The sequence below is a fragment of the Citrobacter sp. CK199 genome (genome assembly GCF_030333285.1).
GTDB lineage: Bacteria > Pseudomonadota > Gammaproteobacteria > Enterobacterales > Enterobacteriaceae > Citrobacter_B > Citrobacter_B koseri.
In genome coordinates this window covers 1-24,312 of the sequence record NZ_JAOWGF010000026.1, presented here as the reverse complement: position 1 = coordinate 24,312, position 24,312 = coordinate 1, and the positions used below count along the sequence as shown (strand labels likewise).

The following is a 24,312-nucleotide window of genomic DNA, read 5'->3' as shown; positions in this document are numbered from 1 at the left end:
CAAGATCACAATTCGATCATTTTTTATAATTGTGAGAATGATCACTTGTTGTTTTGGGCGGTGATTTACCATCAAGGACAACAACGGTACGGTGAAGTACACTGCGTGTCATTGAGTGCTAATGGATGAGTAATATGACGACGATGCTGGAAGTGGCGAAGCGCGCCGGGGTGTCGAAAGCGACGGTTTCCCGGGTGCTTTCAGGTAACGGCTACGTCAGCCAGGAGACCAAAGACCGCGTGTTTCAGGCCATTGAAGAGAGCGGCTATCGACCCAATTTGTTAGCGCGCAGTCTGGCGGCGAAGAAAACGCAGACCCTCGGTCTGGTGGTGACGAACACCCTTTACCACGGCGTTTATTTTAGCGAGCTGCTGTTTCATACGGCGCGGATGGCAGAGGATAAGGGGCGTCAGCTTCTGCTCGCGGACGGCAAACACAGCGCGGAAGAAGAGCGTCAGGCGATTCAGTATCTGCTCGATCTGCGTTGCGACGCCATTATGATTTATCCCCGTTTTCTTAGCGTGGATGAGATTGACGACATTATCGACTCACACGCCCAGCCCATTATGGTGCTTAACCGTCGGCTGCGAAGAAACAGCAGCCACTGCGTTTATTGCGACCAGAAGCAGACCAGTTTTAACGCGGTGGAACAGTTGATCGCCGGGGGGCATCGCGAGATTGCGTTTATCACCGGTTCGATGGATTCCCCTACCGGCGTGGAGCGTCTTTCAGGGTATAAAGACGCATTGACGCGACACGGCATCGCTATCAATAACGAATTGATTGTCAACGGAAAGTGGACGCCCGCCAGCGGTGCTGAAGGGGTGGATACGCTCCTGGCGCGCAAGGTGAGTTTTACCGCGCTGGTAGCCAGTAATGACGATATGGCGATTGGCGCCATCAAACAGTTACACGAGCGTGGCATGAGCGTGCCTGCGCAGACCTCGGTCATCGGATTCGACGACATTGCGATGGCGCCCTATACCATCCCGGCGCTTTCCAGCGTTAAAATTCCGGTCACGGAGATGATTCAGGAGACGATTGGACGTCTTATCTTCATGCTGGACGGCGGTGAATTTACGCCGCCAAAAACCTTTACCGGTGCGCTGATCCTGCGCGATTCGGCAGCGCCGCTGCCTGTCCGCTGATCCCGCTTTACATTGTCATTTGTCATCGTCATTCGTGACGATGACAGTGCCTGGTCACAACGTCATCATCAAATATCAAGCAATAACAATCAGTTAAAAACTGGCACGATTTATGAATGTTTCGGCACATAATCTGTCATTGCTGGAGAATTTGATGAACCGTTTCATCATTGCCGACGCCAATAAATGCATTGGTTGCCGTACCTGTGAAGTGGCCTGTGTGGTGTCTCATCAGGAAAACCAGGACTGCGCGTCGCTGACCCCTGAAACTTTCTTACCCCGCATCCATGTGATCAAAGGTGTAAATGTCTCCACGGCGACGCTGTGCCGCCAGTGTGAAGACGCGCCGTGCGCCAACGTCTGCCCGAACGGCGCCATCAGCCGTGATAAAGGTTTCGTACATGTGATGCAGGAGCGTTGCATTGGCTGTAAAACCTGCGTGGTCGCTTGCCCATACGGCGCGATGGAAGTGGTTGTGCGTCCGGTGATTCGCAACAGCGGCGCGGGTCTGAACGTCCGGGCGGAAAAAGCGGAGGCCAACAAATGCGACCTTTGCCACCACCGCGAGGCCGGCCCTGCCTGTATGGAAGCCTGTCCGACCCACGCGCTGATTTGCGTCGATCGCAACAAACTTGAACAACTGAGCGCGGAAAAACGTCGCCGTGCGGCGCTGGACTCCTCTGCGTCTTTGCTTTTCTGATTCCTGAAAAACCGCGTAAAATACGGTGGTATTCATGCCGGATGGCGGTCTTGCCTTATCCGGCCTACTGTTCGTATCCCCGGTTTGCCTGATAAGCGTAGCGCCATCAGGCAAACCGGGATAGATGACTGCGGGAACGACTTCATGACAATAAACAACCACTCCGGCGTACAGCTGCGTATTCGTGGCAAGGTACAGGGCGTCGGATTTCGCCCCTACGTCTGGCAACTGGCGCAGCGGTTACAACTGCATGGCGACGTGTGTAACGACGGTGACGGTGTGGTTGTGCGCTTACAGGAAGATCCGGCGGAGTTTATTGTGCAGTTACATCAACATTGCCCGCCGCTGGCCCGTATTGACAGCGTCGAGAGCGAGCCGTTTGCCTGGTCTCAACTGCCTGCCGATTTCTCCATCCGCCAGAGCGCGGGCGGAACGATGAATACGCAAATTGTGCCCGATGCGGCCACATGCCCGGCCTGCCTCGCCGAAATGAATACGCCCGGCGAGCGGCGCTACCGTTACCCTTTTATCAACTGCACCCACTGCGGCCCGCGTTTTACGATCATACGTGCGATGCCTTACGACCGTCCGTTTACCGTGATGGCATCGTTTCCGTTGTGCAGGAAGTGTGCGACGGAATATCGCGATCCATACGACCGCCGTTTCCACGCCCAACCTGTTGCCTGCCCGGCCTGCGGCCCGCATCTGGCGTGGCGCTCTGGCAGCGCGCGGGCGGAAAAAGACGCTGCGCTACAGGCTGCCGTCGCGATGTTAAAAGCGGGGGGCATTGTCGCCATCAAAGGTATTGGCGGCTTTCATCTGGCCTGCGATGCGCAAAATGATGAGGCGGTGGCGATGCTGCGGGCGCGTAAACGCCGCCCTGCGAAACCGCTGGCGGTAATGTTGCCGGATGCGGAAGGCTTGCCGGATGCGGCGCGCCGACTGCTGACTACGCCGGCCGCCCCCATCGTGCTGGTGGATAAACAGCATGTCGCGTCGCTGTGCGAGGGGATCGCGCCGGGGCTGGCGGAAGTGGGGGTAATGTTGCCCGCGAATCCGCTCCAGCATTTGCTTTTACAGGCGCTGAATTGTCCGCTGGTGATGACCTCCGGCAACCTTAGCGGTAAACCGCCGGCCATCACTAACCAACAGGCGCTGGACGACCTGAAGGCGATCGCCGACGGTTTTCTGTTGCACAACCGCGATATCGTGCAGCGAATGGATGACTCGGTCGTGCGTGACAGCGGCGAAATGCTACGCCGTTCGCGGGGCTATGTGCCGGATGCGATCGCGCTGCCGCCGGGATTTCGTGATGTGCCGCCGATGCTTTGTCTGGGCGCCGATCTGAAAAATACCTTCTGTCTGGTGCGCGGCGAGCAGGCGGTGGTAAGCCAGCATCTGGGGGATCTCAGCGATGACGGCATTCAAACGCAGTGGCGTGACGCGCTGCGTTTGATTCAGAACATTTACGATTTTACGCCGCAACGCGTTGTCTGCGACGCGCATCCGGGCTACGTCTCCAGCCAGTGGGCCAGCGAGATGACGCTTCCGACCGAAACGGTATTGCACCACCATGCGCATGCGGCGGCATGCATGGTCGAGCACGGCTGGCCGTTGAACGGCGGCGATGTGATTGCCCTGACGCTCGACGGCATCGGTATGGGAGAGGGCGGCGCGCTGTGGGGCGGAGAGTGTTTACGCGTTAATTACCGTGAATGCGAGCATCTTGGCGGCCTGCCCGCCGTCGCGCTGGCGGGCGGCGATCTCGCCGCGAAGCAGCCCTGGCGCAACCTGCTGGCGCAGTGTCTGCGCTTCGTTCCTGACTGGCGGGACTATCCAGAAACGGCTGCGCTGCAACGACAGCAGTGGAACGTGCTGGCGCGGGCCATTGAGCGCGGAATCAACGCCCCGCTGGCGTCGTCGTGCGGACGCCTGTTCGATGCCGTCGCCGCCGCATCAGGCTGCGCGCCTGACACGCTCAGTTATGAAGGGGAAGCGGCCTGTGCGCTGGAGGCGCTGGCTTCGCGATGCAATCGCGTTGAACATCCGGTGACGATGCCGGTTAAAAACAACCAGCTGGATTTAGCCACGTTCTGGCGGCAGTGGCTGAACTGGCAGGCTGCTCCCGAGGAGCGGGCGTGGGCCTTTCACGACGCGCTGGCGCATGGGTTCGCCGCGCTGCTGCGCCAGGAAGCGACCGCACGCGGGATCACCACGCTGGTATTCGGCGGCGGCGTGCTGCATAACCGCTTGCTGTGCAGGCGTCTGACGTTCTGTCTTGCTGATTTTACCTTACTGTTCCCGCAGCGTTTACCGGCCGGAGATGGGGGAGTGTCGTTAGGGCAGGGAGCGATCGCCGCAGCGCGCGAGCTGGCGCAGAAATAAAAAAAAGCCCCGGGACTGGCGGGGCGAAACGTGTCGGGGCATACCGACAAGCAGCAGCGCACTTCCGTGTGCGTGAGGTTAATAAATCAGTGGCAGTATCGCCGGATGGCGACGTACAAACAGGCGCTTCCCGTAGGCCGGATCAGGCGTTTACGCCGCCGTCCGGCAAAGATGTTCGAACATTGCCTGATGGCGCTGCGCTTATCAGGCCTACGGCGTCATGATTTGCAGGCCAGCCGCCGTCCGGCACAATGAACTTACGCGGGCAGCGTTTTCAGCAGCGCAAAGGCCTCCTTCATGCGGTCTTCGCTCACCACAAAGGCGCAAAGCTGACCTTCGGTATTCATGCCTCGGGCGACCATCCCTTCGGACTCCGCCGCAATGTGCCAGTTCAGGTCGCAACGCTGGGTTTCGCCTGCAAGATGTAACGGCAATTCCGGCGTTTTGATTTTCACCAGCATGGCGGGCAGCTTCAGCGGCGCGTTCCCGCCGAGCAGATTTTTCGCCAGATACATGGCGCTTAACTGAATCGGTTGCAGGAAAGGCAGAACCTGACCGTTAATTTCCGCGCAGTCTCCCAGCGCATAAATATCCGGGTGGCTGGTTTGCAGATAGCTGTCAACGCAGACGCCACGGTTGATGGTCAACCCGGCACGGCGCGCCAGCGCGGTTTCCGGGCGCAGGCCGGTCGCGGCGATGACCGCATCCACCTCTACCTGACGATCGCGATCCAGCGTGGCGCGAATACCGGTAGCGGTTTTCTCCAGACCCTGCAACTGCGATTTCAGCAGCAGATGTACGCCCATATCGGTCAGACGATGCTGCAAACGGCTGCTCACTTCCGGCGGCATCAGCGAGGCCAGAATGCTGGCGGCATTGTCAATCAGCGTGACGGCTTTACCCGCACGGCAGAAATCCATTGCCAGCTCGCTACCAATCAGACCGCCGCCGACGATCAGTACGCGCTGCGCGTCACGCAGTTGCGTTTCGCAGGCGCGATACTCCTGCTGGCTGTTCAGTGTGAGCATTAACTCACGCCCGGCAACCGGCGGAACAAAGGCTGATGCCCCTGTCGCCAGCACCAGTTTGTCGAACTGCCATTGCTTGTCCTGGCTTTTTACCACATGGGCGTCGGCATCAATGTCCGTAATCCAGGTGTGTGGGAACAGACGCAGATTAAACTGTTCGGCAAACTCCCCCGCCGACTGGCGGGTGAGGTCGTCGGCGCGCTGCGCCTGGCTGATGACGTGACTGAGGTCGGGTTTGTTGTACTCGTCCATACTGTCAGCGGCAATCAGGGTCAGCGCTACGGTCGCGTCCTGTTTACGGATGTTTTTGACTAACTGGCGGGCGGCGAAGCCCGAACCAATAATGACAATTCCCCGGCTCATTTTGCCTCCGTTGCCAACACATCAAAGACGTCTTTACCTAATGAACATTCCGGGCACAGGAAGTTATCCGGTACGTCGCTCCACGGCGTACCCGGCGCGACATCCTGCAACGGCTCACCTTTTGCAGGGTCGTAAATCCACTGGCACACGCTGCACTGCATGCTTGGGCCGAGGTCAGCCGCAGCGGCGGTGGCACAGGCGCACTCTTCTTCCTGGGTTGTCGCTTTCACATTTGTTTCCGGCAGCGGAGCGAGCGCCCACTGACGGGCAATATCGCGGCCGTGCTGACGGCAAAGTTCCAGGGCATCAATATCAGGACGCCATTTCGCTTTCAGACTCAGTGACATCTCGAAACCGGCATCTTGCAGACGGGTGGACAGACGGTCTACCGCGCCGCCGCTCCAGCCGTGGGAACCGAAGGCGCTGGCGCGTTTGTTACGAAAGCGCAGGCCAGTCATCTCTTCAACGAGACCGGCGATTTTCGGCATCATCACGTTGTTCATCGTAGAAGTACCGACCAGCACGCCTTTGGAACGGAACACGTTGGTCAGAATTTCGTTTTTATCGCTGCGTGCGACGTTAAAGATTTTCACCGCCACGTTCGGATCAACTTCGTTGATGCCTTGCGCAATCGCGTCGGCCATCATGCGGGTGTTGTTGGACATGGTGTCGTAGAAAATGGTGATGCGATCTTCCTGATAATCCGCCGCCCATTTCAGATACAGTTCAACGATCTGGGTTGGGTTGTCGCGCCATACCACGCCGTGAGAGGTGGCAATCATATCTACCGGCAGGTTGAAGCCGAGGATTTCGGTGATTTTTGGCGTGACCAGACGGCTGAACGGCGTCAGGATGTTGGCGTAGTAACGCTGGCACTGCTCGAACAGCTCGGTCTGATCGACTTCATCGTTGAACAGACGTTCGTCACAGTAGTGCTGACCAAAGGCGTCGTTACTGAACAGTACCGCGTCGCCCGTCATGTAGGTCATCATGCTGTCCGGCCAGTGCAGCATCGGGGTTTCAACAAAAATCAGCTGCTTGCCGTTGCCGATATCCAGCGTGTCGCCTGTTTTTACGACGTTAAAGTTCCATTCCGGGTGATGGTGGTGACCGGTAATGGAGTCAATGGCGTTTGCGGTGCAGTAGATCGGCGTATCCGGGATTTGCGCCATCAGTTCGGTCAGCGCGCCCGCGTGGTCTTCTTCCGCATGGTTAATAATGATGTAATCAATGTCGGCCAGGTCGATTTCGCTACGCAGGTTTTGCACGAATTCGCGGCTGAATTTATGATCTACGGTATCGATCAGAACATTTTTTTCTTCACGGATGAGATAGCTGTTGTAGCTGCTGCCGCGCAGTGTTTTATATTCGGTCCCGTGAAAATCACGAACTTCCCAGTCACGTTGGCCAACCCAATGAATGTTATTTTTAACCAGAATAGACATAGCAACCTCAGTAAATACAGTTTTTTTAAGAAAGATGTATTGCTAATAGCAGGATGCGTGCCAACTTTTTAACTGATTGATTTTAAGTAATTAAAAATTTTATACTCATAAAATGGTAGTCAAAAAGACTATTCAATTAATTGTCAATATGACACTATTGATTGTCAAAATGACAATGAGGTAGCCATGAGCTTTTCAGTTGATGTCCTGGCGGGCATCGCCATTGAATTACAAAGTGGTATCGGGCATCAGGACCGCTTTCAGCGCCTGATCACCACGCTGCGTCAGGTGCTGGAGTGCGATGCGTCGGCGCTGCTGCGCTATGAGGGGCGGCAGTTTATTCCGCTGGCGATCGACGGTCTGGCGCAGGATGTACTGGGCAGGCGCTTTACTCTGGAAGGGCATCCGCGACTGGAAGCCATTGCCCGTGCCGGGGATGTGGTGCGTTTTCCGGCCGACAGCGACCTGCCGGACCCGTATGACGGGCTGATCCCGGATCAGGAGAGCCTGAAGGTACACGCCTGTATCGGGCTGCCGCTGTTCGCCGGGCAAACCCTGATTGGCGCACTTACGCTTGACGGCATGGAACCCGATCAGTTTGATGTTTTCAGCGATGAAGAACTGCGGCTCATCGCAGCGCTGGCGGCGGGGGCGCTGAGCAATGCGCTGCTTATTGAGCAATTAGAAAGCCAGAATATGTTGCCGGGGTCTTCCGCCTCTTTCGAACAGGTGAAAGAAACGCAGATGATCGGCCTGTCGCCAAATATGATGCAGTTGAAAAAAGAGATTGAGATTGTGGCGGGGTCGGATCTCAACGTGCTGATCAGCGGCGAAACGGGAACCGGGAAAGAGCTGGTGGCGAAAGCGATTCACGAAGGCTCGCCACGGGCGGTGAACCCGCTGGTGTATCTGAACTGCGCCGCGCTGCCGGAAAGCGTGGCGGAGAGCGAGCTTTTTGGCCACGTCAAAGGGGCGTTTACCGGGGCAATCAGCAACCGTAGCGGTAAGTTCGAAATGGCCGATAACGGCACGCTGTTTCTTGATGAGATCGGCGAGCTGTCGCTGGCGTTGCAGGCGAAACTGCTGCGCGTTTTGCAGTATGGCGATATTCAACGCGTCGGGGACGATCGCAGCCTGCGCGTTGACGTGCGCGTGCTGGCGGCGACTAACCGCGACTTACGCGAAGAGGTGCTGGCCGGGCGTTTTCGCGCCGACCTGTTCCACCGTTTGAGCGTGTTCCCGCTCTCCGTGCCGCCGCTGCGTGAGCGTGGTGAGGATGTGGTCTTGCTGGCCGGGTATTTTTGCGAACAGTGCCGCCTGCGGCTGGGGCTTTCCCGCGTGGTGCTGAGCCCGGGGGCGCGTAGCCATCTGCTGAGCTATGGCTGGCCGGGGAACGTTCGCGAACTGGAACATGCGATCCACCGTGCGGTGGTTCTGGCAAGAGCGACCCGGGCGGGGGATGAGGTGGTGCTGGAAGCGCAGCATTTTGCCTTACAGGAGGAGGTTTCTCCCGCTCTGCCTGACGACAGTACGCCGACGCTACCGGCAAATCACAATTTGCGCGACGCTACCGAGGCTTTCCAGCGGGAGATGATTCGCCGTGCGCTGGCGCAAAATAACCACAACTGGGCCGCCTGCGCGCGAGCGCTGGAGACAGACGTCGCCAACCTGCATCGGCTGGCGAAGCGTCTGGGGCTGAAAAGTTAGATGATGCCTGCCTGGTAGAAATCTTGCAGGTTGATTGCGCCGGTGAGTTTACCGTTTTCATCCACCACCGGCGCGGCGGTGATCTTGCGCTTCATCAGAAGTTCTTTGGCATCGATGGCGCGGCTCTGCTCCTGCAACGTAATGCCGTTGTGGGTCATCGCTTCGCTGACCGGCGTAGCCAGCGTGCCGCCGCCAATCAGCCAGCGGCGCAGGTCGCCGTCGGTAAAGACGCCTTTTACAACGCGCTGCGCGTCGCATACCGCAACCAGACCTAACCCGGTACGGCTCAGCTCCAGCATGGCGTCCATCACGCTGGTGGTGAGCTGAACCTGCGGCACCGCATCGTCACGGCGCATCAGGTGATGGACTTTGTTGAGCAGACGCGCGCCCAGCGCCCCGGCAGGGTGTGAACGGGCGAAATCCTCTTCATTGAAACCGCGCGCCTGCATCACCGCCATAGCCAGCGCGTCGCCCATCATCAGGGTGTTGACGGTGCTGGAGGTCGGCGCCAGGTGCATCGGGCAGGCTTCACGCTCAACGGAGATATCCAGCACAGCCTTTGCCGCCAGACCCAGCGGGGAGGTTGGCTTTCCGGTCATCGCCAACAGGGTTATCGATTTATCTTCCAGGCGCGGAATAATGAGATCCAGCTCTTTCGCTCCGCCGGAATAGGAGATGAACAGCATCACGTCCCGGCTTTCGATCATGCCGAGATCGCCATGTAACGCTTCTGCCGGGTGGACAAAGAACGCGGGCGTTCCTGTACTGGCGAGAGTCGCGGCGATTTTTTTGCCGATATGGCCTGACTTGCCAATACCGGAGACAATCACTTTGCCTTCGCAGTGGAGGATAGTATTGGCGGCACGGACAAAATCATCGCCCAGGCGTTCCGGCAGACGGCTTGCTTCCTGTAACTCCAGCAGTAATGTCTGGCGACCCGCGTTCAGTAATGCATCACTCATTGGTTTCTCCGGTTATGATCACTTCAATCCCTTTTGCTTCCAGCGCCTGACGAAACGCGGGGTCGATACCCGCGTCGGTAACCAGTTTGTCGACGCTTTCCAGACTGCACACAACGTTGGGGCTTTTACGCCCAAATTTTGAGGAGTCCGCCATCAGAATCACTTCGCGTGCGGCATTGCACATCGCTTTGCTGACGGTATAGACCTCATTAAAGGTGGTCACTCCGGCATTGAGATCGATGCCGTCGGTGCCCATGAACAGTTTATCAAAACTGAACTGCTCAAAGGCGTTTTCTGCCAGCTGACCGTGAAATGACGCAGATTTTTTGCGGAATGTGCCGCCGGGCATCAGGATGGTCTGCTCGTTGTCCAGCTCCGAAAGGGCGTTAACAATGTGCAGGCTGTTGGTCATGACGGTGATATTGCTAAAGCGGGTAAGCATCGGCACCATCTGCAACACGGTGCTTCCGGCATCAAGGATGATGGAGTCGCCATCGTGGATAAACTGGACAGCCGCTTGTGCGATCAACGCCTTTTTATGGGTGTTGATCAGCGTTTTGTGATCGATAGGCGGGTCGGATTCATCTTTATTCAACACCACGCCGCCATACGTGCGAATAACGGTTCCGGCATTTTCCAGAATGACCAGGTCTTTGCGAATGGTGGTGCCCGTGGTGTCAAAGTACTGGGCCAACTCCTCAACCGAGCATTTTCCCTGCTTTTGCAGATGCTCCAGAATAGCAGCCTGACGCTGACGTGGTTTCATAGGCGTAATTACCCTGACTGATGTATAAGTTGTGAAATGATAATTTCGCAAGCAATTAGCATTCACAACGAAATTACCCATGTTTCAGTTTAAGCGCTAATGATAGTGCATTCTGTGAGAGCGAATCATGGGGAAAGATCACATCAGGCTGTAATTCATCAAGATGTTTGCCCTGTATTGCGGGAATTTTAACCGGTCGGGCAAAGACGGTGAGACCTTTCATGAATAAGGTATCCGTAACGCACTGCTGGTCATCCAGAGCGATGGCGACCACCACTCGCGGTTTAAAGCGTCCGCCGGAGCGCCCGACGCCCACTCGCCCTCGTTGGCAAAGTTTGTCAAACGCCCGGTTAAAGCGGGAGATTTGCCAGCCGCCCAGCGCCAGTTGCGCACACCAGGCGATAACGGCGACGGTGATCAGTGCGGAAACCATAATGCGCTCCTTTGATTTTGCCGGATGGCGGCTGCGCCTTATCCGGCCTACATAATATTCGTAGGCCCGGTAAGCGCAGCGCCACCGGGCAATCATACCTCTTAAAACATCACCTGACCGCCGGTTACATTGATGGACTGTCCGGTGCAGTACGACGCCTTCGCGCTGGCGTAAAACAGCAGCATGTCCAGTACGTCCTGATAATCACAGCCGCGTTTTAACGGAACTTTGTCGATGTAATACTGCTCCACTTCGTCCGGCTTGATGCCAAGCTTGGCGGCGTACTGCGGTAGCAGTGACTGGAACATTGGTGATTTCAGCAGGTTGCCAAGCATCAGCGAATGCACGGTAATGCCGTATTCTGCCAGATCCAGCGCCAGCGACTGGGTTAAGCCCACGCCGCCGAACTTCGCCGCGCTATAGCCGGAGTTGTGTTTACTGCCCACTTTCCCGGACTTGGAGTTGATCTGGATAATGCGTCCCTGAATGCCGTCGCGGATCATCAGGCGGGAGAATTCGCGAGCGCAGAGGAAATACCCCACCAGATTCACCTGTAGCGAGCGGTCGAAATCGCCGAGTTGAAAATCGCTGATAAACGCCGCTTTGGCGATGCCCGCGCTGTAGACCAGCAGATCAACCCGACCAAAAATTTCATCGACTCCGCGAGAGAGCGCCAGAACGCTCTGTTCGCTGGTGGCATCGGCGCCAAAACCGTACGCCATGCCTTCGCCAAACGCGGCGTTAATCTCCTGCGCCACATTTGCAGCTTTATCACTCTGAATATCCACAACGGCGACGCGATAACCGACCTCTGCAAGCCCACGGCAGAGGAAGGCCCCCAGGGTCTGGCCTCCACCAATGACAACGGCAACCTGATTCATTTTTCTCTCCTTAAACCTTTAAGCCACAAACTTCAAAATACAGCCCGGCGCGATGTCGTCCGGTACTGGCCCCGCAACGTGTACGGTGCCGGGAAATTCCGCCTCGTTCAGCCCGTCGAAGCGCAGGGTGATATGCCCCAGTTCACGCAGATTCTGCTCGGCCACGCTGCCCACAGCAGTCACCGGATAGCGATGCTCACCCAGTTGAAACTGTGCGCCGGGTTGCAGCGTGCCGTTCAGCTCGCCGTGGCAGTGGATAAAGCAAAACGCTTCGATATCCGCAGGCGCGCCTTCACGAAAGGTAATCAGCATCCTGTCGCAGAGCGCGTCCGGCGCGCTCTCGCCGATACGGGTGATGGTGGTCTGGTAAATCACGGTCATCTCTGAACCTCTTATTGATAAATAAAGCCGGAAACAAACCAGGCGATGAGAACGGTAGGCGCGCCGGTCAGGAAGCGGCTCACCAGCACGGAAGGCACGCCGACGCGAACGGTGTCCTGGCGGGCCTCCGCCAGCGATAAACCGACCGGAATAAAGTCGCACGCGGCCTGAGCGTTAATCGCGAACAGCGCGGGCAGCGCCAGATGGGGAGGGATATTACCCAGACCAATCTGCACGCCAATCAGCACCCCGATAACCTGGGCGATCACCGCGCCAGGGCCGAGGAAGGGCGACAGCAGCGGGAATGAACAGATGAGCGCCAGCGTGACCAGCCCCAGCGGATGGCTGGCAAGCGGCGCCAGGCCGTGAGCGATCCAGTCGCCGAGACCGGAGGCCATAATGATGCCGATCAGCGCCGAGACGAAGGCCATAAACGGCAGAATGGTTTTCAGCACCGTATCGATGGTGTCGCGCCCGGACTGGAACAGCACCGCTACCGCTGAGCCCATCCCCATACCGACTTTCGCCAAGAGGCCATCGCTCTGTTCGGTGATTTTTTTGCTGGCGTCGTAATCGCGGCCCGCAGGCGAGGCGACAGGCTGCGCGTTTGCAGGCGCCTCACCGCTCAGCGTGATGTTCTCTTCTTTCACCCCGGAGACGTAAATATCTTCCACGATGTACTGCGCCAGCGGCCCCGACTTCCCGGTAGAGTGGATGTTGATGGTTGGAATGCGCCGCTTCGGATAAATCCCGCAGCGCAGCGTGCCGCCGCAGTCGATAATCGCCGCGCCGATCTCTTCCTCAGGTGGTTCGCCCTCTTTAAAGCCATCCACCGCCTGCCAGCCTGTCAGTTGCGCCAGTTTGTCGACAATCCCCGGACGCGTCCCGGCGGTGATGTAGACGATTTTCTTTCCGGGTGTTGCATCCAGTTCAAGCGGGCCGCCCCAGCCGCCGGTGCCTTTCTCAATACGAATACGCGTCATGATGTCGCTCCAGCCAGGTGGACTTTCTGCTCAAGTTGAATGCCCATTTTTTTCTCAAAGATGGATGTAGTGAGGTCAGTCACCCAGCCACGGAAGAAGTTGGTGACCAGACCGACCAGCAGATAGCTGACGGCGAGCGGGCCAAGCGGGAGGCCGAGTGTCGTCAGGCCGCTGGCGATGCCCAGGTAAACAAACAGCTCGCCGGGGTTGATGTGCGGGAACAGTCCGTTCATCGAGTGGCAGCTGTAGGAGGCCGCCGCGTAGTAACTGGGCTTGTATTTTTCTGGCATAAAGCGGCCCAGGCTCAGCGTCATCGGGTTACAAAACACAAACGTACCGATGCACGGCAGCAGCAGGTAACGGGATAACGGGTTCCCGGCGCAGCGCTGGGCAAAACGTTCAATACGCTGCTGGCCAATGAAGTTTATTAAGGCATTCATGATGACCAGCAGGCTTATCAAAAGCGGAAGGATGCCGGTCACCATACTGGTGAACACCTCTCCGCCTTTCTGGAACAGCCCGATAAACCACTCCGCACCATGTGTAATGGTTTCGATCATTGTTCTCTCCTGTAGGGTTTGTTGTTATCTTGCCAATTGGTGAGTTATTTTAATCAGATCGAAAGATTTAAAAGTGTTATTTTGATCTCAAAATGAAAGATAAATATTTTAAAGTGAAAGTTTACGTTTGTTGCGGAGAAAAAAAGCAGGGATGTTACGGGAGAATAGTGCGTATTCTGTGAAGAGCGCTTCCTTGTGCGAAGCGGGATGCTTTACCATACTTCCCCCTGGCTGAATCTGTTTAATGGATGTCTCATGTTCAAGCGTCGTTATGTAGCACTACTTCCTCTCTTTGCGTTGCTTGCTGCCTGTAGCAGCAAACCACAGTCTTCAGAAATTCAAACGACAACGGGAGCGCCGTCCGGCGGTTTCCTGCTTGAGCCACAGCACAATGTCATGGTGATGGGCGGTGATTTCGCCAATAATCCGAACGCGCAGCAGTTCATTGAGAAGATGGTGAACAAGCACGGTTTTAATCGCCAGCAGTTGCAGGAGATCCTGTCGCAGGCGAAGCGCCTGGACTACGTTCTGCGACTGATGGACAGACAGGCGCCGACCACGCAACCGCCAGCGGGGCCGAATGGCGCATGGTTGCGCTATCGTAAGCAGTTTATTACCCCGGACAATGTGCAAAACGGCGTGGCGTTCTGGAATCAATATGAGGATGCGTTGAACCGTGCATGGCAGGTTTATGGCGTCCCGCCGGAGATTATCGTCGGCATTATTGGCGTGGAAACCCGCTGGGGCCGCATCATGGGTAAAACGCGAATTCTGGATGCGCTGGCGACGCTGTCGTTTAACTATCCGCGTCGGGCGGAGTATTTCTCCGGCGAGCTGGAAACGTTCCTGCTGATGGCGCGTGATGAGCAGGACGACCCGCTGGATCTGAAAGGGTCTTTTGCCGGTGCGATGGGGTACGGACAGTTTATGCCGTCGTCCTATAAGCAGTACGCGGTGGACTTTAACGGCGACGGGCACATCAACCTGTGGGACCCGGTTGACGCCATCGGCAGCGTGGCGAACTATTTCAAATCCCACGGTTGGGTGAAAGGCGATGTGGTCGCCGTTCCGGCCAACGGTCAGGCGCCGGGGCTGGCGAACGGCTTTAAAACTCAGTACAGCATTTCTCAGCTTGCGGCCGCCGGGCTGACGCCGCAGCAGTCGCTGGGCAATCATCAGCAGTCCAGCCTGCTGTGCCTGGATGTGGGTACGGGCTATCAGTACTGGTACGGGTTGCCGAACTTCTATGCCATCACGCGCTATAACCACAGCACTCACTATGCGATGGCGGTCTGGCAGCTTGGTCAGGCCGTCGCGCTGGCGCGTGTACCTGCGGCGTCGCCGTTTAGTCAGTAGCCGCGGTGTGTTTTCCGGGGGGCTACGCTTACCCGGTCTGGATTACGCTCCCTTTTCCCTGAGAGAAAGGGGAGCGTGCAGCGCCGTTGCTGCGCTATTTCACGTCTGAAACATTTCGCCACACTCCCTTTTTTCCTGGCAATTTACATCCGCATCGCATTTTATTATTGTTATGTTATAACATTTTATTGTGGTGCGAATATGTCTGCTTCACTCTTCTCTCTTTCGGCTTTGACTCGCCTGTTGATGGCTATCGCGCTTGTTTTGTTTATCGGACTGGCCGTGCGCTGGGCGGTGGCATTGCCATGATTATCCTGAATCAACTGGTGGCCGGTTACGAGCGACAGCCGGTCACGTCGCCGCTGACCGGCACGCTGGAACGCGGCAGCATGACGGCGATTATCGGCGCTAACGGCTGCGGTAAATCAACGCTGCTGAAAACGCTGGCCGGTTTTCTTCCTCCGGTGAGCGGCGCATTTCACTGGCGCGGACGCCGCCCGGTAATTGGCTGGCTGGCGCAACGTCACGCGCTGGAGACGCAGTTTCCGCTTACCGTTCAGGACGTGGTGAGCATGGGGTGCTGGCCTGCTATTTCCCTGCTGGGGGGATTTCAACGCAAAACCCGTCTGCGTGTCGCCCACGCTATTGAGCGCGTGGGGCTGGAGGCAATGGCGACGATGACCATTGATGAACTCTCTGGCGGTCAGTTTCAACGCATGCTGTTTGCCCGTGTGCTGGTGCAGGAAGCGCCGCTGGTCATGCTGGATGAACCCTTTACCGGCGTGGATGAGGAGACCTGCAACGTACTGATGGGGCTGATGCTGGAGATGTATCAGCGAGGGCAAACGGTGCTGGCGGTGCTGCACGACAGCGAACGGGTGGCGCGCTATTTTCCGCAGACGTTACGGCTGGATACGGATGTGTCTCACTGGATGACCGAGCGGGTGAGGGTGGCATGATCTGGCATATCTTCTTTCAGCCGTTTATTGAATACGGCTTTATGCGGCGGGCGCTGGTGGTCTGTCTGGCGCTTTCGGTCAGCACGACGGCGCTTGGCGTCTTTTTACTGCTGCGACGTATGAGCCTGATGGGAGACGCGCTGTCGCATGCGGTGCTACCCGGCGTGGCGGTGGGCTATCTGCTCAGTGGAATGTCATTGCTGGCAATGAGCATCGGCGGGTTTATCGCCGGGATTACGGTAGCGCTGGTGGCGGGAATGGTGAGTCGCCGTACGCCGCTAAAAGAAGACGCCAGCTTCGCCGGGTTCTACCTGGGATCGCTGGCGCTGGGGGTTACGCTGGTGTCGCTGCGCGGGTCAAATGTCGATCTGCTGCATCTTCTGTTTGGTTCCATTCTGGCGGTCGATCGCGATTCCGCGCTGTTCGTGGCGGGGGTATGCGCATTCACATTGATCATGCTGGCGATTTTCTATCGTGGTCTGGTGAGTGAAGCGTTTGATACCGCATGGTTGCAGGTTAACGCGCGCTGGCTGCCTTCGCTGCTGCACGGGCTGTTTCTCTCGTTGCTGGTGTTGAATCTGGTGGCTGGCTTTCAGGTACTCGGCACGCTGATGGCGGTAGGGCTGATGATGCTTCCTGCCGTTGCGGCCCGCTGCTGGGCGCGCACGTTACCGGGGCTGTTATTGCTCGCCGGCGGCAGCGGCGTCGTCTGTGCATGGCTGGGGCTAAGCCTTTCCTGGGCGGTGAGTTTACCCGCCGGGCCGTCGATTGTACTGACCGCCAGCGCGCTGTTCTTTATTTCCATTTTATTCGGCACGCGCAGCAGGCTGGCTGACAGTCTGCGCGCGCTTTTTTAATGCAAGGGGAAAAGATGAAACGTACAGGGGTAATGATTGCGCTCGCGTTGGGGTTGATGACGCAAGGCGCGCTGGCGAAAACGCTGAATGTGGTGACGAGTTTTTCTATTCTCGGCGACATCACTCAGGAGGTCGGCGGCAAGAATGTCAACGTCACTACGCTGGTTGGGCCGGATGGCGATCCGCATACCTTCGAGCCTTCGCCGAAAGACAGCGCGGCGTTGAGCAAAGCGGATGTGGTGGTAGTGAACGGGCTGGGGCTGGAGGGGTGGCTTGACCGGCTGGTAAAAGCCTCCGGTTTCAAAGGTACGCTGGTAGTGGCTTCCGACGGGGTGAAGACGCATACGCTGGATGAAGACGGCGAAACCGTCACCGATCCACATGCCTGGAATAGCGCAGCGAACGGCGCGCTGTATGCGCAGAATATTCTTTCCGGGCTGGTCAACGCCGACCCGCAGGATAAAGCCGCGCTGGAGGCTTCCGGCAAACCTTATATCGCACAGCTGACTGAACTGGACGCGTGGGCGAAAGCGCGCTTTAGCCAGATCCCGCAGGAGAAACGCAAGGTGCTGACCAGCCACGACGCCTTCGGTTATTTCGGTCGTGCCTACGGTGTTGAGTTTTTGGCGCCGCAGGGGCTGTCGTCGGAAAGTGAAGCCTCTGCCGCGCAGGTCGCCGCGCTCATTAAGCAGATTAAAGCGGATGGAGTGAACACCTGGTTTATGGAGAATCAGCTCGATCCGCGTCTGGTAAAACAGATCGCCAGCGCGACGGGCGCGCAGCCGGGCGGCGAGCTGTATCCTGAAGCCTTGTCGGCAAAAGGCGGCGTGGCGGATAGCTACGTAAAAGCGTTTCGCCACAATGTTGAGACCATCGCCAACAGCATGAAGTAACCGTACGATTGGCCGATGCTTCGCATCGGCTTTTTTCTGAAGCCTCCTCGTAAAATCCGCACCTCGTCCCCATATCTGCTCAGAAAGTGCTATCTTGTGCTGCACGTTTTTCAGGAGCCTTAAGCGATGATGACTGACCATGAATTGATGCAGTTAAGCGAAGTGGTAGGGCTGGCGCTGAAACAGCGCGGCGCAACGCTAACGACAGCGGAGTCCTGCACGGGCGGTTGGGTAGCGAAAGTGATTACCGATATCGCCGGGAGTTCCGCCTGGTTTGAACGCGGTTTTGTTACCTACAGTAATGAAGCGAAAGCGCAAATGATTGGCGTGCGCGAACCGACGCTTGAGCAGCACGGCGCGGTCAGCGAACCGGTGGTGATTGAGATGGCGATTGGCGCGCTCAGAGCGGCCCGCGCGGATTATGCCGTTTCTATCAGCGGTATTGCCGGGCCGGACGGCGGCAGCGACGTGAAGCCCGTCGGCACTGTCTGGTTTGGTTTCGCAACCGCGCAGGGCGAGGGGATCACCCGCCGGGAGTGCTTTAGCGGCGACCGTGACAGCGTACGTCGCCAGGCGACGGAATATGCGCTCAAAACGCTCTGGCAACAATTTCTACAAAACACTTGATACTGTATGACTGTACAGTATAATCGCACCTAACAGTACAGAATTCACTATCCGGTACAAGCGCAAGCGGACCCCGGCTCATGACAGGAGTAGTTAATGGCTATCGACGAAAACAAACAGAAAGCGTTGGCGGCAGCGCTGGGCCAGATCGAAAAACAATTCGGTAAAGGCTCCATCATGCGCCTGGGTGAAGACCGTTCCATGGATGTGGAAACCATCTCCACCGGTTCGCTTTCTCTGGATATCGCGCTGGGCGCGGGTGGCCTGCCGATGGGGCGTATCGTAGAAATCTACGGGCCGGAATCCTCCGGTAAAACCACCCTGACGCTTCAGGTGATTGCCGCTGCACAGCGTGAAGGCAAAACCTGTGCGTTTATCGACGCCGAACATGCGCTGGACCCTATCTATGCCCGCAAACTGGGCGTCGATATCGACAACCTGCTGTGCTCCCAGCCGGACACCGGCGAGCAGGCGCTGGAAATCTGTGATGCGCTGGCGCGTTCAGGCGCTGTAGACGTTATCGTTGTTGACTCCGTGGCGGCGTTGACGCCGAAAGCGGAAATCGAAGGTGAAATCGGCGACTCTCATATGGGCCTCGCGGCGCGTATGATGAGCCAGGCGATGCGTAAGCTGGCCGGTAACCTGAAACAGTCCAATACCCTGCTGATCTTCATCAACCAGATCCGTATGAAAATTGGCGTCATGTTCGGTAACCCGGAAACCACTACCGGGGGTAACGCGCTGAAATTCTACGCGTCCGTTCGTCTGGATATCCGTCGTATCGGCGCGGTGAAAGAGGGCGAAAACGTCGTGGGTAGCGAAACCCGCGTGAAGGTTGTGAAGAACAAAATCGCCGCGCCGTTTAAACAGGCTGAGTTCCAGATCCTCTACGGCGAAGGCATTAACTTCTATGGCGAACTGGTTGACCTGGGCGTGAAAGAGAAGCTGATCGAGAAAGCCGGTGCATGGTACAGCTATAACGGCGAGAAAATCGGTCAGGGTAAAGCGAATGCCACTGCCTGGCTGAAAGAGAACCCGGCGACCGCCAAAGAGATCGAGAAAAAAGTGCGTGAGCTGCTGCTGAGCAATCAGGACTCGACGCCAGACTTCACCGTTGATGACAACGGTGAAGGTGTGAAAGAAACCAACGAAGATTTCTAATCGTTGCATTGCCCGGTGGCGGCGCTATGGCGTCTTATCGGGCTTATACTTTGAAGGGCTGCATATTTTGCAGCCCTTTTTGCATTTCTTTTTCCGAAGGTTTGTTATGAGTGAATCCACACCGCGACGCCCCGCATATAACCGTCTGCTGGATCGCGCGGTACGTATTCTGGCGGTACGCGATCACAGTGAACAGGAACTGCGGCGTAAACTCTCTGCACCGGTTATGGGAAAAAACGGGCCGGAAGAGATCGATGCGGCACCGGAAGACTATGAGCGGGTTATCGCCTGGTGCCATGAGCACAACTACCTTGATGATCATCGTTTTGTTTCGCGCTTTATCGCCAGCCGCAGCCGTAAAGGTTATGGCCCGGCACGTATTCGGCAGGAGCTGAATCAAAAAGGCATTGCGCGTGAGGCGATTGAACGCGCGATGCGTGAATGCGAGATTGAGTGGTTGCTTCTTGCACGCGAACAGGCGATCCGCAAATATGGCGAACCCTTACCAGCCGCATTTTCGGAAAAGGTCAAAGTCCAGCGTTTCCTGCTTTATCGTGGCTATCTGATGGAGGATATTCAGGAGATATGGCGAAATTTTGACGATTGACTGCATACGGGATTTTACTTCCCCGTAAAGAAAACTTATCTTATTCCCACTTTTTTCAATTGCCAGCCGGGCAGGGCATATGAGCGCTGAGGCGGGTAATGATATTTCGTTAGCTTGATTTCAGGATAATTATGAGCAAGAGCACCGCTGAGATCCGTCAGGCGTTTCTCGATTTTTTCCACAGTAAGGGACATCAGGTAGTTGCCAGCAGCTCCCTGGTGCCAAACAATGACCCAACTTTGTTGTTTACCAACGCCGGGATGAACCAGTTCAAGGATGTTTTCCTTGGGCTCGACAAGCGTAATTATTCCCGCGCCACCACTTCGCAGCGTTGCGTACGTGCGGGTGGTAAACACAACGATCTGGAAAACGTCGGTTACACTGCACGTCACCACACCTTCTTCGAAATGCTGGGTAACTTCAGCTTCGGCGACTATTTCAAACACGACGCGATTCAGTTTGCGTGGGAACTGCTGACCGGTGAAAACTGGTTTGCCCTGCCAAAAGAGCGTCTGTGGGTGACCGTCTATGAAACTGACGATGAAGCCTACGAGATCTGGGAAAAAGAAGTCGGCATTCCGCGTGAACGTATCATCCGAATTGGTGATAACAAAGGCGCGGCATACGCGTCCGACAACTTCTGGCAGATGGGCGATACAGGGCCGTGCGGTCCATGTACCGAGATCTTCTACGACCACGGCGATCACATCTGGGGCGGCCCTCCGGGAAGCCCGGAAGAAGATGGCGATCGCTATATTGAGATCTGGAACATCGTCTTCATGCAGTTCAACCGTCAGGCTGACGGCACGATGGAACCGCTGCCGAAACCGTCCGTCGATACCGGTATGGGTCTGGAGCGTATCGCCGCTGTGTTGCAACACGTTAACTCCAACTATGAAATTGACCTGTTCCGCACGTTGATTGAAGCCGTTGCGAAGGTGACTGGCGCGACTGACCTGAGCAACAAGTCGCTGCGCGTGATTGCCGACCACATCCGTTCCTGCGCTTTCCTGATCGCCGACGGCGTGGTTCCGTCGAATGAAAACCGTGGCTATGTGCTGCGCCGTATCATTCGTCGTGCGGTTCGTCATGGCAACATGCTGGGCGCGAAAGAGACCTTCTTCTACAAGCTGGTTGGGCCGCTGATTGACGTTATGGGCTCTGCCGGTGAAGAGCTGAAGCGCCAGCAGGCGCAGGTTGAGCAGGTTCTGAAAACGGAAGAAGAGCAGTTTGCCCGTACGCTGGAACGTGGTCTGGCGCTGCTGGACGAAGAGCTGGCGAAGCTTTCCGGCGACACGCTGGATGGCGAAACCGCTTTCCGTCTGTATGACACCTACGGCTTCCCGGTTGACCTGACGGCGGACGTTTGCCGCGAGCGCAACATCAAAGTTGATGAAGCGGGATTTGAAGCCGCGATGGAAGAACAGCGTCGTCGCGCGCGTGAAGCCAGCGGTTTTGGCGCAGACTATAACGCGATGATCCGCGTTGACGGCGCGTCAGAATTTAAAGGTTATGACCATCTGGAACTGAACGGTAAAGTGACCGCGCTGTTTGTGGATGGTAAAGCGGTAGATGCGATTAGCGCGGGTCAGGAAGCCGTTGTCGTGCTGGATCAGACGCCGTTCTATGCGGAATCCGGCGGTCAGGTTGGCGATAAAGGCGAACTGAAAGGCGCAGGCTTCGCGTTTGCGGTTAGCGATACGCAAAAATATGGCCAGGCGATTGGACATATCGGTACGCTTTCGACCGGTTCCCTGAAAGTGGGTGATGCGGTGCAGGCTGATGTGGATGACGCTCGCCGGGCGCGTATTCGCCTGAATCACTCTGCGACGCACCTGATGCACGCGGCGCTGCGCCAGATTCTGGGCACGCACGTAGCGCAGAAAGGCTCGCTGGTTAACGACAAAGTCCTGCGTTTCGACTTCTCGCATAATGAAGCGATGAAACCGTCTGAAATCCGTGCGGTGGAAGATCTGGTGAATGCGCAAATCCGTCGCAACCTGCCGGTCGAAACCAACATCATGGACCTTGAAGCGGCGAAAGCTAAAGGCGCAATGGCGCTGTTTGGCGAGAAGTATGACGATCGCGTTCGTGTGCTGAGCATGGGCGATTTCTCCACCGAACTGTGTGGCGGTACGCACGCCAGCCGTACGGGGGATATCGGTCTGTTCCGCATCGTTTCTGAATCCGGTACTGCGGCAGGCGTTCGCCGTATTGAAGCGGTTACGGGCGAAGGCGCGATTGCTACGCTGCACGCTGAAAGCGATCGCTTAAGCGATATCGCACAGCTGCTGAAGGGCGACAGCCAGAATCTGGGCGAAAAAGTCCGTTCTGTACTGGAACGTACGCGTCAGCTTGAAAAAGAGTTGCAGCAGTTGAAAGAACAGGCTGCCGCGCAGGAAAGTGCGAACCTTTCCAGCAAAGCGGTTGACATCAACGGCGTGAAGCTGCTGGTTAGCGAGCTTGCGGGCGTTGAGCCAAAAATGCTGCGTACGATGGTTGATGATCTGAAAAATCAACTGGGTTCTACCGTTATCGTTCTTGCAACGGTAGCGGAAGGTAAGGTTTCTCTGATTGCGGGCGTGTCGAAGGATGTGACCGACCGCGTGAAAGCAGGGGAGCTGGTCGGCATGGTCGCTCAGCAGGTGGGCGGCAAGGGCGGCGGACGTCCAGACATGGCGCAAGCCGGTGGTACGGATGCGGCTGCTCTGCCAGCAGCGTTAGCCAGTGTGAAAGGCTGGGTTAGCGCAAAACTGTAATAACTATAAGCGTTATCTAACGCCGCAGGCCCCGGTCTGCGGCGTTTGCATCAACGTTATTGACAACGATAAAGTCAGGTTGAAGTTGTGTATATCGGCTAAACTTAGGTTTAACAGAATGTGATGCCGTGACTGCTTACACTTTACGTGTTTGTCATCGCTTACTTTTTGGCGTTATATGATGGATAATGCCGGGATACAGAGAGACCCGACTCTTTTAATCTTTCAAGGAGCAAAGAATGCTGATTCTGACTCGTCGAGTTGGTGAGACCCTCATGATTGGAGATGAGGTCACCGTGACAGTTTTAGGGGTAAAGGGCAACCAGGTGCGCATTGGCGTAAACGCCCCGAAAGAAGTCTCTGTCCATCGTGAGGAGATCTACCAGCGTATCCAGGCTGAAAAATCCCAGCAGTCCAGTTACTAAGGTTTTCGCGTCTCATCTCTTCCGATGAGGCGCAACCTGCTCCTCGCGTCCTTTCTCTTTTTCATTTTTCTTCACTCTTTTTCCGTATCGCTTCCCGTGCCGGCAGGCTCTTTCCTGGTTATTCGGTTTTTCTGCCTGCGCTCAGGCGGTGTAACACGCCGATTTATCTGTTGATAAAACACCCTTTTTGCCGTTTTTGCAGACTAATTGAGCGTGAAGTGTGCAAACGATAAAAGCGTGGGAAAAATTGTTTGACTTATAAGTCCCAGAAAGTAATATGTGCGCCACGCAGCGACGATGAGCAGAAACAAGTTCTTCGAAGCACTCGTAAGAGGCGCGTGGTGAGGTGGCCGAGAGGCTGAAGGCGCTCCCCTGCTAAGGGAGTATGCGGTCAAAAGCTGCATCCGGGGTTCGAATCCCCGCCTCACCGCCATTTGCATCCGTAGCTCAGCTGGATAGAGTACTCGGCTACGAACCGAGCGGTCGGAGGTTCGAATCCTCCCGGATGCACCATCTCTTACTTGATATGGCTTTAGTAGCGGTATCAAAATCTGCAATAAAGTAAGTTTCCCGATGCATCCGTAGCTCAGCTGGATAGAGTACTCGGCTACGAACCGAGCGGTCGGAGGTTCGAATCCTCCCGGATGCACCATCTCTTACTTGATATGGCTTTAGTAGCGGTATCAAAATCTGCAATAAAGTAAGTTTCCCGATGCATCCGTAGCTCAGCTGGATAGAGTACTCGGCTACGAACCGAGCGGTCGGAGGTTCGAATCCTCCCGGATGCACCATCTTCCCCGGTATAACAGCTACGCTGTTGTTTCATTGTCTGCGAAGCTATCGCAAGCACCAGGGAGGATAACGTTGCTTCAGCAACGGCCCGTAGGGCGAGGCGCAGCCGAGTAATCCTCCCGGATGCACCATCT

General features: G+C 56.4%; 22 protein-coding genes and 4 tRNA genes. 17 read left to right on the top strand and 9 right to left on the bottom strand.

Annotated features, from left to right (window positions below; all coding sequences use genetic code 11):
- Positions 1–134: 134 nt before the first annotated feature.
- The 3 genes from OGX75_RS11220 (at position 135) to hypF (ending at position 4,233) form a co-directional block, all read left to right on the top strand.
- Entirely contained in the window at positions 135–1,148 is a 1,014-nt protein-coding gene (locus OGX75_RS11220; RefSeq protein ID WP_286451168.1) for a LacI family DNA-binding transcriptional regulator, read from the top strand.
- Positions 1,149–1,302: 154 nt separating this feature from the next.
- Positions 1,303–1,848, top strand: a complete 546-nt coding sequence (gene hydN / locus OGX75_RS11215; protein ID WP_024130889.1) for an electron transport protein HydN — start codon at positions 1,303–1,305, stop codon at positions 1,846–1,848.
- 144 nt (positions 1,849–1,992) lie between these two features.
- On the top strand, positions 1,993–4,233 hold the full coding sequence (gene hypF, locus OGX75_RS11210; RefSeq protein ID WP_153257806.1) for a carbamoyltransferase HypF: 2,241 nt from the start codon (positions 1,993–1,995) through the stop codon (positions 4,231–4,233).
- A gap of 257 nt (positions 4,234–4,490) precedes the next feature.
- Here hypF and norW read toward each other — a convergent pair whose 3' ends face one another.
- Both norW and norV read right to left on the bottom strand, forming a co-directional pair.
- Positions 4,491–5,624 carry an NADH:flavorubredoxin reductase NorW gene (norW, locus tag OGX75_RS11205; RefSeq protein ID WP_071257938.1) on the bottom strand — a complete coding sequence of 378 codons (1,134 nt, stop codon included), beginning with the start codon at positions 5,622–5,624 and terminating at the stop codon, positions 4,491–4,493.
- Complete coding sequence (gene norV, locus OGX75_RS11200; RefSeq protein WP_286451159.1) at positions 5,621–7,069, bottom strand: anaerobic nitric oxide reductase flavorubredoxin; 1,449 nt, start codon at positions 7,067–7,069, stop codon at positions 5,621–5,623. The genes norW and norV overlap by 4 nt, the downstream gene beginning before the upstream one ends.
- Positions 7,070–7,255: 186 nt before the next feature.
- Between norV and norR the strand changes: the two genes are divergently transcribed.
- The gene (gene norR / locus OGX75_RS11195; protein ID WP_012134819.1) at positions 7,256–8,776 is read left to right on the top strand and encodes a nitric oxide reductase transcriptional regulator NorR; all 1,521 of its coding nucleotides are present in this window, start codon (positions 7,256–7,258) and stop codon (positions 8,774–8,776) included.
- Here the strand turns inward: norR and gutQ are convergent.
- The 7 genes from gutQ to srlA all read right to left on the bottom strand — a co-directional run bounded on the left by gutQ (position 8,773) and on the right by srlA (position 13,742).
- Complete coding sequence (gene gutQ, locus OGX75_RS11190; protein WP_286451160.1) at positions 8,773–9,738, bottom strand: arabinose-5-phosphate isomerase GutQ; 966 nt, start codon at positions 9,736–9,738, stop codon at positions 8,773–8,775. The genes norR and gutQ overlap by 4 nt on opposite strands.
- On the bottom strand, positions 9,731–10,504 hold the full coding sequence (srlR, locus tag OGX75_RS11185; RefSeq protein ID WP_012134817.1) for a glucitol operon DNA-binding transcriptional repressor SrlR: 774 nt from the start codon (positions 10,502–10,504) through the stop codon (positions 9,731–9,733). The genes gutQ and srlR overlap by 8 nt, the downstream gene beginning before the upstream one ends.
- Before the next feature lie 73 nt (positions 10,505–10,577).
- Positions 10,578–10,937: a transcriptional regulator GutM gene (gene gutM / locus OGX75_RS11180; protein ID WP_286451161.1), complete on the bottom strand. Its 360-nt coding sequence runs from the start codon at positions 10,935–10,937 to the stop codon at positions 10,578–10,580.
- 101 nt (positions 10,938–11,038) lie between these two features.
- Positions 11,039–11,818 carry a sorbitol-6-phosphate dehydrogenase gene (srlD, locus tag OGX75_RS11175; protein ID WP_012134815.1) on the bottom strand — a complete coding sequence of 260 codons (780 nt, stop codon included), beginning with the start codon at positions 11,816–11,818 and terminating at the stop codon, positions 11,039–11,041.
- Positions 11,819–11,836: 18 nt separating this feature from the next.
- Entirely contained in the window at positions 11,837–12,199 is a 363-nt protein-coding gene (gene srlB / locus OGX75_RS11170) for a PTS glucitol/sorbitol transporter subunit IIA (protein ID WP_012134814.1), read from the bottom strand.
- 11 nt (positions 12,200–12,210) lie between these two features.
- Positions 12,211–13,182: a PTS glucitol/sorbitol transporter subunit IIB gene (srlE, locus tag OGX75_RS11165; protein ID WP_110493903.1), complete on the bottom strand. Its 972-nt coding sequence runs from the start codon at positions 13,180–13,182 to the stop codon at positions 12,211–12,213.
- Positions 13,179–13,742, bottom strand: coding sequence for a PTS glucitol/sorbitol transporter subunit IIC (srlA, locus tag OGX75_RS11160; protein ID WP_012134812.1), 564 nt, complete (start codon positions 13,740–13,742; stop codon positions 13,179–13,181). The genes srlE and srlA overlap by 4 nt, the downstream gene beginning before the upstream one ends.
- Positions 13,743–13,997: 255 nt before the next feature.
- Here srlA and mltB point away from each other — a divergent pair, with 255 nt between their 5' ends.
- From mltB to OGX75_RS11095, 13 genes are all read left to right on the top strand, one after another.
- Entirely contained in the window at positions 13,998–15,098 is a 1,101-nt protein-coding gene (gene mltB, locus OGX75_RS11155; RefSeq protein WP_286451162.1) for a lytic murein transglycosylase B, read from the top strand.
- Between the two features lie 305 nt (positions 15,099–15,403).
- Positions 15,404–16,057: a metal ABC transporter ATP-binding protein gene (locus OGX75_RS11150; RefSeq protein WP_286451163.1), complete on the top strand. Its 654-nt coding sequence runs from the start codon at positions 15,404–15,406 to the stop codon at positions 16,055–16,057.
- On the top strand, positions 16,054–16,914 hold the full coding sequence (locus tag OGX75_RS11145) for a metal ABC transporter permease (RefSeq protein WP_012134809.1): 861 nt from the start codon (positions 16,054–16,056) through the stop codon (positions 16,912–16,914). Before OGX75_RS11150 ends, OGX75_RS11145 begins: the two co-directional genes overlap by 4 nt.
- 14 nt (positions 16,915–16,928) lie before the next feature.
- On the top strand, positions 16,929–17,807 hold the full coding sequence (locus OGX75_RS11140) for a metal ABC transporter substrate-binding protein (RefSeq protein ID WP_024130887.1): 879 nt from the start codon (positions 16,929–16,931) through the stop codon (positions 17,805–17,807).
- Between the two features lie 129 nt (positions 17,808–17,936).
- On the top strand, positions 17,937–18,434 hold the full coding sequence (gene pncC, locus OGX75_RS11135; protein ID WP_024130886.1) for a nicotinamide-nucleotide amidase: 498 nt from the start codon (positions 17,937–17,939) through the stop codon (positions 18,432–18,434).
- A gap of 96 nt (positions 18,435–18,530) precedes the next feature.
- A complete protein-coding gene (gene recA / locus OGX75_RS11130; protein ID WP_101744114.1) occupies positions 18,531–19,595 on the top strand; it encodes a recombinase RecA in 1,065 nt (354 codons plus the stop codon).
- Positions 19,596–19,701: 106 nt separating this feature from the next.
- Complete coding sequence (gene recX, locus OGX75_RS11125; protein WP_047461718.1) at positions 19,702–20,202, top strand: recombination regulator RecX; 501 nt, start codon at positions 19,702–19,704, stop codon at positions 20,200–20,202.
- Positions 20,203–20,333: 131 nt separating this feature from the next.
- The gene (gene alaS, locus OGX75_RS11120; protein ID WP_047461723.1) at positions 20,334–22,961 is read left to right on the top strand and encodes an alanine--tRNA ligase; all 2,628 of its coding nucleotides are present in this window, start codon (positions 20,334–20,336) and stop codon (positions 22,959–22,961) included.
- Between the two features lie 239 nt (positions 22,962–23,200).
- Positions 23,201–23,386 (top strand): carbon storage regulator CsrA, encoded by a 186-nt coding sequence (csrA, locus tag OGX75_RS11115; protein WP_000906486.1) that lies wholly within the window; start codon positions 23,201–23,203, stop codon positions 23,384–23,386.
- A gap of 340 nt (positions 23,387–23,726) precedes the next feature.
- Positions 23,727–23,819: transfer RNA gene (locus OGX75_RS11110), tRNA-Ser, on the top strand.
- Between the two features lie 3 nt (positions 23,820–23,822).
- A tRNA-Arg gene (locus OGX75_RS11105) sits at positions 23,823–23,899 on the top strand.
- Positions 23,900–23,961: 62 nt separating this feature from the next.
- Positions 23,962–24,038, top strand: a tRNA-Arg gene (locus OGX75_RS11100).
- 62 nt (positions 24,039–24,100) lie between these two features.
- Positions 24,101–24,177, top strand: a tRNA-Arg gene (locus tag OGX75_RS11095).
- Positions 24,178–24,312: the final 135 nt, after the last annotated feature.